The sequence below is a fragment of the Frigoribacterium sp. SL97 genome (assembly GCF_026625765.1).
Taxonomy (GTDB): Bacteria; Actinomycetota; Actinomycetes; order Actinomycetales; family Microbacteriaceae; genus Frigoribacterium.
The window spans coordinates 3,613,913-3,626,097 of record NZ_CP113062.1 but is presented as its reverse complement, the minus strand read 5'-3'; the positions used below and the strand labels follow the sequence as shown (position 1 = coordinate 3,626,097).

Genomic DNA, 12,185 nt, shown 5'->3' with positions numbered 1-12,185 from the left:
GTAGACTCGACGCGTGACCACCACCGCCTCGCCCGCCCTGGCTCCCGACGCTCCCACCGCAGCCGTCGACGTGCTGCACCGGGTGTTCGGCTACGACGAGTTCCGTGGACAGCAGGCGCAGATCATCGACCAGGTGGTCCAGGGCGGCGACGCCCTCGTGCTCATGCCCACGGGTGGCGGCAAGTCGCTCTGCTACCAGGTGCCCGCCCTCGTCCGCGACGGCACGGGCATCGTCGTCTCGCCGCTCATCGCGCTGATGCAAGACCAGGTCGACGCCCTCGAGGCCGTCGGCGTCCGGGCGGCGTTCCTCAACTCGACGCAAGACCCCGACCGTCGTCGTGCGGTCGAGCAGGCGTTCGTCGCGGGCGAGCTCGACATGCTCTACCTCGCGCCCGAGCGGCTCAAGCTCGAGTCCACGAAGTCGCTGCTCGACCGGGGCCACGTCTCGCTCTTCGCCATCGACGAGGCCCACTGCGTGGCGCAGTGGGGGCACGACTTCCGTCCCGACTACCTCGAGCTGTCGGTGTTGCACGAGCGCTGGCCCGACGTCCCGCGCATCGCGCTGACGGCGACGGCCACCGAGACCACCCACCGCGAGATCTCACGCCGCCTCGAGCTCGACGACGCGAAGCACTTCGTCGCCGACTTCGACCGGCCCAACATCCAGTACCGCATCGAGGCGAAAGACGGCCCGCAGCAGCAGCTGCTGCGGTTCATCCGCACCGAGCACGACGGCGACGCCGGCATCGTGTACTGCCTGTCCCGCAAGTCGGTCGAGAGCACGGCCGAGTTCCTGGTCAAGCAGGGCATCCCGGCGCTGCCGTACCATGCGGGCCTCGAGGCGCAGACCCGGGCACGCAACCAGGCGCGCTTCCTGCGCGACGAGGGTATCGTGATGGTCGCCACCATCGCCTTCGGCATGGGCATCGACAAGCCCGACGTCCGTTTCGTCGCGCACCTCGACCTGCCCAAGTCGGTCGAGGGCTACTACCAGGAGACCGGCCGGGCCGGCCGCGACGGCCTGCCCTCGACGGCCTGGTTGGCCTACGGCCTGCAAGACGTCGTGCAGCAGCGGCGCATGATCGACCAGTCCGAGGGCGACGCCGAGCACCGCCGCAAGCTCGGCGCCCACCTCGACGCCATGCTCGCCCTGTGCGAGACGGTCGAGTGCCGACGGGTGCAGCTGCTCGGCTACTTCGGTCAGGCGAGCACCGCCTGCGGCAACTGCGACACCTGCCTCTCGCCGCCCGAGTCGCTCGACGGCACGGTGCCCGCCCAGAAGCTCCTCTCGACGGTCGTCCGGCTGAAGCGAGAGCGCAACCAGCAGTTCGGCGCGGGCCAGATCGTCGACATCCTCGTCGGCAAGTCGACCCCCAAGGTCCTCCAGAACCGCCACGAGCAGCTGTCCACCTTCGGCATCGGCACCGAGCTGAACGACGTCGAGTGGCGGGGCGTCGTCCGGCAGCTGCTGGCCCAGGGGGTGTTGGCGGTCTCGCCCGACGGCTACGGCACCCTGCTGCTCACCGACGCGGCGGGCGAGGTGCTCTCGGGCGGTCGCACCGTCCGGTTGCGGCGCGAGCCCGACCGTCCGGCGCGCTCGGCCCGAGCGCGGAGCGGGTCGGGTTCGTCGGGCCGCGGCTCCTCGCGGGGTGCCGCCGAGCTGACGGGTGACGACGCCGCCCTGTTCGAGACGCTGCGCGAGTGGCGTGCCGGCGTGGCCCGGGCGCAGGGCGTCCCGGCCTACGTGGTGTTCGGCGACGTCACCCTGCGGGGCATCGCATCCGAACGGCCCACCTCGCTCGATCAGCTCGCGGGCATCAGCGGTGTCGGCCAGAAGAAACTCGACACCTACGGTCAGCAGGTGCTCGCCGTCGTGGGCGGCACCGCACCGGCCGAGGCGGCGGCCGTCGGGTCGTCCACGACGGCGTCGGCGCCGGCCGGCACGACGCCCCGCTCGTCCCGGGCGACCTCGACCGCCCCCGCTCGTGGTGCCCGCCGTGCCGCGCCGCCCGCCGTCGACGAGGTGCCCGAGGTGCCGGCCGACGATCTCTACGACGTGCCGGCCGACGCTCCCTACGACCCCTACGACGACGCCCCGCCGCCGCCCGACGACTGGCGCTGACCCGGGGTCGACGGGCCGAAGCCGAGCAGCGGGAACGCCTGCGACAGGACGACCAGCGCGACCGTCGTGATCACCATGGCCGAGAACCCGCCCAAGAAGGGCTGTCCGTTCATGCGGGCGACGTAGGCCGCCGCGAGCAGCACGGCCCCGCCCGCCGGGGGTGCCAACCCGATGAAGCGCATGCTCGTCCGGTCGAGCGCAGCGCCCCGTCGCGTCCGGCGGACCGACGAGACCGCCACGACGACGAGCGCGAGCCAGACGACCGCCGACAGCACGTAGAGCCCGGTCGCCACGACCGTCGCGGTGAGACCGACGCCGACCGAGGTGCCCGCGCCGACGATGCTGGCGACGGCGAAGTAGGTGGAGATCAGCGCGGTGGCGCCGAAGACGACCGGCAGGCGCGAAGGGCGGGTGGTCATGGTCTCGTCGTCCAAGGCGGTCCTCTCGGGTCGTCGGGGCTGTCGTCGGGGGATGCGGCGGGGCGCTCGGGGGACTCGGGGCGCCTCGGGCCGTCCGGGGTCGTCCCCGGCTGTCGGAGCCGGAGCGCGGGGGGCCGTCCGCCCGGCCGGACCACGGCCCACGGGGACGGGCGGTGCGTCGCGGCGCTCGCCCCGGGTCTCGGGTCGATCCCCCGACGAGGACTCGTCGGAGGGTCGTGAACCGGACGAGCGTCCCGTTTCGGTCGGTCTCCGACGATAGGCCGCGGCTCCGGCGGCGGCAATCCTCCCTGAGGGGGACACCCGTTGTTCCCCGAATCGGGTGGTGCGGGTGGGTGCCGAGGGCCCCCGGGTGAGGCGCACAGGCGAGCCATGCGCCTCGGGGAATGTGGCGTCGGGCACAGTGGAGCGTGCTCACAACCCTCAGCCGTTCGGTCCTGTCACCCCTGGTGCGCGCGGTCTGGCGCCCCCGGGTGATCGGGCGCCGCAACGTCCCGCGGCGCGGCGCCGTCATCCTGGCCAGCAACCATCTCTCGTTCATGGACAGCGTCGTGATCACCCTCATGGCACCCCGTCAGGTCTCGTTCCTCGCGAAGAACGCCTACTTCACCGGCTCGGGTCTCAAAGGTCGGGCGTCGCGGGCCTTCTTCACCGGCATCGGTGCGATCGGCGTCGAGCGAGGGGCCGGGTCCGCCGCGCAGCACGCCCTCGACCTGGGCCTCGGCAAGCTGACGGACGGTGACGCGTTCGCGATCTACCCCGAAGGGACGCGCTCCCTCGACGGGCGGCTCTACCGCGGCCGGACGGGCGTCGCCTGGCTCGCGCTCACGAGCGGGGCCCCGGTCGTGCCGGTCGCCCTGACGGGGACGCAGGAACTGCAGCCGGTGGGCACGCGCCTCCCGCGCCTCCGGAAGGTCACCGTCGAGTTCGGCGAGCCCATCGACCTCTCGCACCACGGGGAGGCGAAGTCGGGTCGGGCTCGTCGCCACGCCACCGACGAGGTGATGGCGGCCGTCCAGCGTCTCAGCGGCCAGGTCGAGGCGGGCGCGTACAACGATCCGCCCGCGCCGTCGGTCGTCGCGCGGGTGCGGCGTGCGATGCGGCCCGACCCCGTCGGGCCCGATCCGCTCGACTGAGCCGCGCTGCTCGCGCGTCCCGGGCGTAGCGTCTGAGCCATGAAGGTCGCAGTGCTCGGGACGGGCATCATGGGTCAGGGCGTGGCGGGGACACTGCTGCGCGAGGGGTTCGACGTCACGGTCTGGAACCGCACGAGGTCGAAGGCCGAGCCGCTCGCCGCCGACGGTGCCGCGGTCGCCGACACGGCGTGGCAGGCGGTCGAGGGCGCCGACGTGGTCGTCACCGTGCTGTTCGACGGCGACGCCGTGCTCGAGGTCCTCGACGAGGCCGCCGACGCGAGCGGTGCCGACACCGTGTGGGTGCAGGCCAGCACCATCGGCGAGGCCGACACGGCCCGCGTCGTCCGGACGGCCGACGGGCACGGGCTCCGGCTCGTCGAGGCGATGATGCTCGGCACGAAGAAGCCGGCCGCGACGGGGAAGCTCGTCATGCTGGCCGCCGGCGACGACGCCCTGCTCGACGCCGTGCGTCCGGTCCTCGACGCCATGGGCTCCAAGACGATCGTCGCGGGCGACACGGTCGGACAGGGCACGGCGCTGAAGCTCGCCGCCAACGCGTGGATCGCCACGATCACCGCCGCCACGGCCCAGTCGCTCGCACTGACGGAGGCCCTGGGCCTCGACCCGCAGCTCTTCCTCGACGCCATCGACGGGGGCCAGTCGGACACCCCGTACGCGCACCTCAAGGGCGCGACGATGATCGCCGGCGACTACCCGGCCCAGTTCGCGCTCGACGGCATCCGCAAGGACCTCGACCTCATGCAGGAGGCCGCCCAGGGCACCGGCTTCGACACCGGTCTGCTCGAGGCGCTGTCCGGCGTCTACGCGACGGCGGCCGACCGGGGGCACGGCGGCGACGACATCGCCGCGGTCCGCACCGGCTTCGACCGGGACGGTTCCGCCGAGACCCGCTAGGACCGCCGAGACCCTCGTGCGCGCAGGAGGGTCTCAGCGGCCGGGGCTCGGGGCGCCGGTGGCGCCGGCGGCGTAGATGAGCGACGCCGCGACGGCCCGGCCCGTCGTCGTGTCGCGGTCGGGCTCGCGGAGTCGCATGGCGAGGTCGCCGGTGACCACCAGCAGCAGGCGTTCGGCGAGCCCCTCGGCCTCGGGGCCGACGAGCGGGCGTGCCAGGTCGGTGAGTCGCGTCCGCAGCGTCTCGGTGTCGAGCCGCACGGCCTCGGCGACGTCGGCGGGCGGATCGACGTACTCGGCCGCCGAGGCCAGGAACGCACACCAGCGTGCCCCCGTCGGGCGGGACCGGAAGTCGTCCAACGCGTCGAAGACCGCGAGGAGGCGCGGGCCGGCCTCGTCGCACCGGGCGACGGCGGCGTCCCAGGTGGCGAGCCAGTCGTGGTGGCGACGGGTCAGCGCTGCGGCGACCAGCGCCTCCTTGCTGCGGTAGCCGCGGTACATCGTCGCGGCCGAGACGCCGGCGCGGGCGAGGACGGCGTCGACGGGCGTCGCGGCGATGCCGTTCGTGAAGAACAGGTCGTCGGCGGCGTCGAGGATCTTCTTCTCGCTGGCCGGGCGCAGGGGCATGCGGCCGAGCTGTCGGTCGGGGCCTGGGTCTGCCTCGGCGCGGGCGGCACCGCCGTCATCGCCACCGCCCGACCGCTGGCGGGCCTGGCCCCCGGGACGGTCTGGACGCTCACGCTGGTCGCGATGGCGGCGGGCACGGCCGGGTTGGCGACCCTGCCGGGCGTCGTGCCGGTGGCGTTCGTGGCCTGCGCGGCCTTCGGCTGGGCCTACACGGCGGCGACGGGTGCGCTGATCGCCTGGACGGCCGAGATCGACGCCGAGCGGGCCGCGAGCGGGACGGCCCTGCTCTTCGTGCTGTTGGTGCTGGGCCAGGCCGTGGGGGCCGTCGTCCTGGGCGCGCTCGTCGGGACCGGCGGCTACGGCGTGGCCCTCGCCGTGGCAGCCCTCGGCGCCCTCCTCGCGGCGCTCCCGGGCCTCGTGGGCCGGGGAATGCATCGTGCAACGGGGGCGTTGTCCCACGAGCGCCCCCGCCCGAGGGCGCCTCACCGTTCGGAAGGACCACCCTTGGACCTCTTCTCTCCCGCCACCTTCGGCCAGCTCGAGCTGCGCAACCGCGTCGTCATGGCGCCCCTCACCCGTCTCCGCTCCGGCGACGACGGCGTTCCGGGCGACGTCGTGGTGGAGCACTACCGTCAGCGCGCCTCCTTCGGTCTGATCACGACCGAGGGCACCTGGCCCTCGCAGGAGTCCAAGGCCTACGACGGTCAGCCCGGCATCGTCACCGACGAGCAGGTCGCCGGCTGGAAGCGCGTCGCCGAGGCCGTCCACGCCGAGGGCGGCCAGATCGTCATGCAGGTCATGCACGGTGGCCGCGTCTCGCACACCGACATCACGCGCACCGACCGCATCGTCGCCCCCAGCGCTATCGCCATCGACGGCCAGGTGCACACCGCCACCGGCAAGGTCGACTTCCCCGTGCCGCACGCCCTCACGACCGACGAGGTCCACCAGGTCACGGCCGACATCGTCGCCGCGTCGAAGCGCGCCGTGCTCGAGGCCGGGCTCGACGGCGTCGAGATCCACAGCGCCAACGGCTACCTGCTGCACGAGTTCCTCTCGCCCGTCTCGAACGTCCGCACCGACGAGTACGGCGGAACCCCCGAGAACCGCGCCCGCCTCGCGATCGAGACCGCGACCGCCGTGGCCGAGGCGATCGGTGCCGGCCGCGTCGGCATCCGGCTGTCGCCCATGCACAACATCCAGGACGTCGTCGAGACCGACGTCGCCGACGTGACGGCCGTCTACCGTGCGCTCGTCGAGGGCCTCGCGCCGCTCGGCCTCGCCTACCTCAGCGTGCTGCAGGCCGACCTGCGCGGCGAGCTCGTCCAGGACCTCCGCACGCGCTTCGGTGGTGCCTTCATCGTCAACAGCGGCTTCGGTCAGATCACCACGCGCGACGAGGCCATCGCCGAGGTCGCCGACGGCCAAGCCGACGCCGTGGCCGTGGGCCGTTTCGCCATCGCCAACCCCGACCTGGTCGAGCGGTGGCAGGGTGACCACGAGGTCAACGAGCCGAACCCCGCCACGTTCTACGCCGAGGGTGCCGAGGGCTACACGGACTACCCGACGCTGGAGCACGCCGCGCGCTAGTCCGGCGCCCGCACCGCGGACCCCGTCCCGGGCGACCCACCACGTCCTCCCGTGGTCGGTCGCCCGGGGCGGGGTCCGTCGTCGTGCGGCCGGCCCGTGCGGCCGACCCGCGCGGCCGGTCCGCGCGGCCGCCGGCGCACGGCGAGCCGAGGAGGCGCGGGTCGCGTCACCCGCGCCGCGCACCCGGCGTAGACAGGACGGCATGACCGACGTGAAGCACCCGTCCGACCTCGGGATCGACGTGAGCGAGGGCTCGCCGCAGCAGCTGTACCGCTGGCTGCTCGCGAGCGTGTTGTTCGGCCGGCCCGTGCAGCAGAGCGTGGCCGCCGAGACCTACCAGGTGCTCGTCGACCACGGGCTGACGAGCCCCGCACGCTTCGCCGAGCACGACCACGAGGGGCTGCGCCGGCTGCTCGACGAGGCCGGCTACGCCCGCATCGACCACGTGATGAGCGACGAGCTGCACGAGGTCATGGGGCGCATCGACTCCGACTGGGGGTCGGTGAACCACCTCGTGCGGTCGTCGGCCGACCGTGCCGAGCTGACCCGCCGCCTCACCGACCTGAAGGGCGTCGGCCCGAAGACGGCCGAGATCTTCACGCGGGAGCTGCCCGTCGCCCTCTACGGCACCGCCTGACGGCACCGTCTGGCGGCGCCGCCTGACGGCACCGCCGGACGGCGAAGGCGTCCTCGGGTCGGGAGCGGGGCACCCGTAGACTCGAGGCGATCTCGGGGGCGCGACCCGCGCCTCCTCGGGTGTGATCGGTGCGACCGGCACCGACGGTCCGCGCGATCGTGCAGAGGGGGCCCCGTGACGCTCGTCGACAAGCTGTTCCGACAGGACGAATGGCGCACCGTGCCCAACGCCATCTCGGCGGCCCGGCTGCTGCTGCTGCCGGTGTTCCTCGTGTTGATCGTGGGGCAGCACTACTGGTCGGCGATGGTCGTCATCGCGGTCGTCTTCGTGACCGACTTCCTCGACGGGTTCATCGCCCGCCGGACGAACACCACCTCCGAGCTCGGCCGGTGGCTCGACCCGGTGGCGGACCGCATCACCGTGATCGTCGTCGTCATCGCGTTCGTCGCGGGCGGTCTCGTGCCGTGGCCGGTCCTGCCGCTGCTGCTCGTGCCCGATCTGCTGCTGAGCGCCTACGCCCTGTTCGTGCTGGCCGGGGCCTCGTTCCCGGTGACGTGGGTCGGCAAGATCCGCACCGCGCTCATCTTCGTCGGGCTGCTGCTCGTGCTGGTCGCGGCCGCGGTCGTGGACCAGTTCGGCGGATCGGGAGGCGCGTCGTCGGCCCCGCTCGCCGACGCCGGTGCCGTCGCCCGCACGATCGGCCTCGTGGTGCTCTGGGCCGGACTCGTCGGCCACTGGGTCGCCGCCGTCCTCTACGCCGCGGCACTCGTCCGCACCCGTCGCGCCCGCCGTACCGCCTGACGGTCCGGGGCCCGACCGCCCGTCCGGGGACTGACCGCCCGCCCGGGGCCCGGGCGTAGCGTCGACCCCATGACTCGCATCACCACCCCCTTCAGCGCCGCCACCACCGCGGACGAGGTCGTCGACGGCCTCGACCTGACCGGCAGGCGCATCGTCGTGACCGGCGCCGCGTCCGGCATCGGCATCGAGACCGCCCGCTCCCTCGTCGCCGCCGGCGCCGACGTGACCCTCGCCGTGCGCCGCCCCGAACAGGGAGAGCAGGCCGTCGCCGACATCCGCGAGAGCACCGGCGACGGCGGCGGCACCGTCCGTGCCGCGATCCTCGACCTCGAGAAGCGCGACACCCTGCAGGCCTTCGCCGACGCGTGGCAGGGCCCGCTCGACGTGCTCATCGACAACGCCGGCATCATGGCCACGCCCGAGACCCGCACCCCCGAGGGGTGGGAACTCCAGTTCAGCAACAACCACCTCGGTCACTTCGCCCTCGCGAACGCGCTCCGAGGAGCCCTGGTCGAGGGCGCCCAGGCCTCGGGCACCCCGTCGCGACTCGTGTCGCTCAGCTCGACCGGCCACCACTTCTCGCCCGTCGTGTTCGACGACGTGATGTTCGAGCGTCGCGAGTACGACCCGTGGTCGGCCTACGGCCAGTCGAAGACCGCGAACTCGCTCTTCGCGGTCGGCGTCACGCAGCGCTGGGCCGACGACGGCGTGCTCGCCAACGCCGTGCACCCGGGCGGCATCATGACGCCGCTGCAGCGCCACCTGCCCAAGCAGGAGATGCTCGACCGCGGCTGGATCGACGAGGACGGCACCCCCAACCCGGCGTTCAAGTCGACGCAGCAGGGGGCCGCGACGTCGGTCTTCGTGGCCGTCCACCCCCTCGCCGAGGGCGTCGGGGCCCGCTACTTCGAGGACGTCGCCGAGGCCGAGCCGTTCCGCGAGGACGCCCGCGGTCGCGGCGTCAAGGACTACGCCCTCGACCCCGAGCAGTCCGACCGCCTCTGGGCGCTCAGCGAGCAGCTGCTCGCCTGACCGGCGCAGGCGCAGGACGCAGGCGGCGCGGGCCGGGTCGACGACCCCGCCCGCGCCTCCTGCGTCCTGCCTCCGGGCGTCAGCCCGTGTTCTGCAGCCCGGCGGCGATCCCGTTGACGCTCAGCAGCAGCAGGCGGTGGTCGGCGTCCGCCGGGTCGCCTCCGCCCGCGACGCGGATCGCCCGCAGGGCGCGCAGCTGCAGCAGCGAGAGCGCGTCGACGTAGGGCGACCGCAGACGCACCGCGCGGCTGAGCACCGGGCGGCCGTCGAGCACCTCGCCGTGGCCGCTGACCGCGAGCACCCACTTGCGCGTGCGGGCCATCTCGTCGAGGACGCGTCCGGCGAGGTCGTCGCGGTCGGCCAGCGCCAGGTACTCGCGGGCGATGTGCTCGTCGGTCTTGGCGAGCGACATCTCGACGTTCTTGATCATCGCCGAGAAGAGCGGCCAGGTCGCGTAGGCCTCACGGAGCAGGTCGAGGTCGCCCACGGCCTCGAGGGCCGACCCCAGGCCGTACCAGCCGGCGAGGTTGATGCGGGCCTGCGTCCAGGCGAAGACCCAGGGGATCGCCCGGAGGTCCTCGAGGGACTCGACCGAGAGGCCTCGACGGGCGGGACGGGAACCCAGCGCGAGCAGTCCGACCTCCTCCATCGGGGTGACGGCCGCGAACCACGAGGCGAAGCCGTCGGCCTTGACGAGGCCGAAGAACGCCTCGCGTGAGGCGACGTCCATCGTGGAGGCGACCTCGGCGAACCGGGTGGCGGCCGTCGCGTTGGCCTGTTCGTTCGACGGGCTCGAGGCCAGCAGGGTGGCCGCGGCCATCTGCTCGACGTGCCGGGCGGCGATGGTCTTGTTGCCGTACTGGGCGAAGATGACCTCGCCCTGCTCGGTGATCTTGAAGCGACCGTCGACCGATGCCGGCGGCTGAGCCAGCACGGCCTCGTTCGCCGGTCCGCCGCCGCGGCCGAGGGCGCCGCCGCGACCGTGGAACAGCGTCAGCTCGATGTCGTTCTCGGCGGCCCAGTCGGCGATGCGGGCCTGGGCGGAGTAGAGCGCGAAGGTCGCCGAGACGGGCCCGACGTCCTTCGACGAGTCCGAGTAGCCCAGCATGACCTCGAGGCGGCGACCGGTCGCCGCGAGGCGCTTCTGCACCGCCTCGGTCTGCAGGGCCTCGTCGAGGATGCGCGTGCTGGCCTCGAGGTCGGCGAACGTCTCGAACAGCGGGATCACGTCGAGCACGGGTGCGGGCTCGTCGCCCATCGCGCGCTCGGCGAGCTCGTAGACGGTGGCCAGGTCGGCCGACGACTGCGTGAACGACACGATGTAGCGCGACGCGGCGCGCACGCCGTAGCGCTTCTGCAGGTCGGCGATCGTGCGGAACACCGCGAGCACCTCGTCGGTCGTCTCGCTGCGTGCAGGAGGCGCGGTGTCGGACCCGGCGTCGCCGCCGGGCGCCTGCGCCCCGCCGGCCACGGGATCGGCCGCCCGCAGCTCGGCGAGGGCCGTCCGGTGCACCTGCGAGTGCTGGCGCACCTCGAGCTCGGCGAGGTGGAACCCGAAGGTCTCGACCTGCCAGACGAGGCCCTGCAGGTCGCCGTTGGCGCTGCGGTGGGCGCCGGCCGCGCGCAGCGACTGCTGCACGACCCGCAGGTCGGCGAGCAGCTCGTCGGGGTGGCCGTAGGCGAGCGGGGCCCCTTCGCGACGGGTGGCGTCGATGCGGGCCGCGACGAACATGAGCACCCGGCGGTGCAGCTCGTGGGGCGAGCGCACGCCGATGCGGGACGCGACGTCCGCGTCCATCCGGCGCTGCGCCTCCGCGAGGGACACCAGCTCGGCGGAGGCCGGGGTCTCGGCCTCGTCGAGGGTCAGGGTGCCGCCGATGCGGGTGGTCGCGCGGTGCAGCCCCAGCAGCACGTGCTCGGCGGCGATGTCTGCGGCGGCCCGGGTGACCTCGGCGGTCACGTGCGGGTTGCCGTCGCGGTCTCCGCCGATCCAGGTGCCGAGGCGCATGAAGGCGGGGGCGACGGCGGGTTCGCGGCCGGCGGCGTCCCCGAGCAGGCGGTCGTCGAGCAGGCGGTAGACCTGCGGCACGATCTCGAAGAGCGTCTGGTCGAAGATGCTCATGGCCGTGCGGACCTCGTCGAGCGGGGTCGGCCGCGTGGTACGGATCGGCGAGGTGCGCCAGAGCGTGTCGACCTCCTCGAGGAGGCGGCGTTCGGCCTCGGCCACGGCCACGTCGTTCTCGAGCCGGTCGCGGTCGGTCATCAGGTCGCTGATCCGACGGATGCTCGACGCGACCGCACGGCGGCGGGCCTCGGTCGGGTGCGCGGTGAGCACGGGGTGGAAGCGCAGCGCGTCGAGCCGTTTGGAGGCCTCCTCGGCCCCGACCTCCTCGGTGAGCTGGCGCAGCGTGGCCGAGACCGAGTCGCCCGCGGCGCTCGCCTCGCTGCCGCGGCGGCGCAGCACGCGGACGCGGTGGTGTTCTTCCGCGAGGTTGCTGAGGTGGAAGTAGCAGGTGAAGGCGCGGGCGACCTGCTCGGCGAGCCCCTGGTCGAGGGCGTCGACGAGGCGCTGGGCGTCGTCGAGGCTCGCGTCGTCGGCTCCCTCGTAGGCGGCGATGACGGCGGCCCGGACGTCCTCGACGGCCTGGAAGAGTTCGTCGCCGCCGGATTCGCGCAGCACCCGGCCGAGCAGGCTGCCGAGGTAGCTGACGTCCTGACGGAGGCTGCCGTCGACGGCGCCGCTGATGTCGTCACGGCTGCCGTCGTGTCGTCGTGTGGTCTCGATGTCGGTCACCGCACCATCTTGGACGACCCGGGCGCTCCATGACGCCACGATGTGGTCACGCCGCCATGTTTAATCGTGGCGCGGTGCCCACATCGTGGCGTCGTGA

General features: G+C 73.4%; 10 protein-coding genes. 7 read left to right on the top strand and 3 right to left on the bottom strand.

Annotated features, from left to right (window positions below):
- Positions 1 to 13 precede the first annotated feature (13 nt).
- Positions 14 to 2,122 (top strand): DNA helicase RecQ, encoded by a 2,109-nt coding sequence (gene recQ / locus OVA02_RS17730; protein WP_082460624.1) that lies wholly within the window; start codon positions 14 to 16, stop codon positions 2,120 to 2,122.
- On the opposite strand, the gene OVA02_RS17725 is transcribed toward recQ, so the two are convergent.
- A complete protein-coding gene (locus tag OVA02_RS17725) occupies positions 2,083 to 2,541 on the bottom strand; it encodes a hypothetical protein (RefSeq protein WP_157485546.1) in 459 nt (152 codons plus the stop codon). The genes recQ and OVA02_RS17725 overlap by 40 nt on opposite strands.
- 404 nt (positions 2,542 to 2,945) lie before the next feature.
- Here OVA02_RS17725 and OVA02_RS17720 point away from each other — a divergent pair, with 404 nt between their 5' ends.
- Complete coding sequence (locus OVA02_RS17720) at positions 2,946 to 3,695, top strand: lysophospholipid acyltransferase family protein (protein ID WP_056049380.1); 750 nt, start codon at positions 2,946 to 2,948, stop codon at positions 3,693 to 3,695.
- A gap of 39 nt (positions 3,696 to 3,734) precedes the next feature.
- The gene (locus tag OVA02_RS17715) at positions 3,735 to 4,610 is read left to right on the top strand and encodes an NAD(P)-dependent oxidoreductase (protein ID WP_200922617.1); all 876 of its coding nucleotides are present in this window, start codon (positions 3,735 to 3,737) and stop codon (positions 4,608 to 4,610) included.
- 33 nt (positions 4,611 to 4,643) lie between these two features.
- Here the strand turns inward: OVA02_RS17715 and OVA02_RS17710 are convergent, their stop codons facing one another.
- Entirely contained in the window at positions 4,644 to 5,234 is a 591-nt protein-coding gene (locus OVA02_RS17710; RefSeq protein WP_056049377.1) for a TetR/AcrR family transcriptional regulator, read from the bottom strand.
- 504 nt (positions 5,235 to 5,738) lie between these two features.
- Here OVA02_RS17710 and OVA02_RS17705 point away from each other — a divergent pair.
- The 4 genes from OVA02_RS17705 to OVA02_RS17690 all read left to right on the top strand — a co-directional run bounded on the left by OVA02_RS17705 (position 5,739) and on the right by OVA02_RS17690 (position 9,294).
- The gene (locus OVA02_RS17705; RefSeq protein WP_267659722.1) at positions 5,739 to 6,824 is read left to right on the top strand and encodes an alkene reductase; all 1,086 of its coding nucleotides are present in this window, start codon (positions 5,739 to 5,741) and stop codon (positions 6,822 to 6,824) included.
- 202 nt (positions 6,825 to 7,026) lie between these two features.
- On the top strand, positions 7,027 to 7,461 hold the full coding sequence (locus OVA02_RS17700; protein WP_123572105.1) for a DNA methylase: 435 nt from the start codon (positions 7,027 to 7,029) through the stop codon (positions 7,459 to 7,461).
- A 174-nt stretch (positions 7,462 to 7,635) separates the two neighbouring features.
- Positions 7,636 to 8,262 carry a CDP-alcohol phosphatidyltransferase family protein gene (locus tag OVA02_RS17695; protein WP_123572106.1) on the top strand — a complete coding sequence of 209 codons (627 nt, stop codon included), beginning with the start codon at positions 7,636 to 7,638 and terminating at the stop codon, positions 8,260 to 8,262.
- A gap of 69 nt (positions 8,263 to 8,331) precedes the next feature.
- Complete coding sequence (locus tag OVA02_RS17690; protein ID WP_123572107.1) at positions 8,332 to 9,294, top strand: SDR family NAD(P)-dependent oxidoreductase; 963 nt, start codon at positions 8,332 to 8,334, stop codon at positions 9,292 to 9,294.
- 79 nt (positions 9,295 to 9,373) lie between these two features.
- Here the strand turns inward: OVA02_RS17690 and OVA02_RS17685 are convergent, their stop codons facing one another.
- On the bottom strand, positions 9,374 to 12,088 hold the full coding sequence (locus OVA02_RS17685) for a phosphoenolpyruvate carboxylase (protein ID WP_420709614.1): 2,715 nt from the start codon (positions 12,086 to 12,088) through the stop codon (positions 9,374 to 9,376).
- Positions 12,089 to 12,185 lie beyond the last annotated feature (97 nt).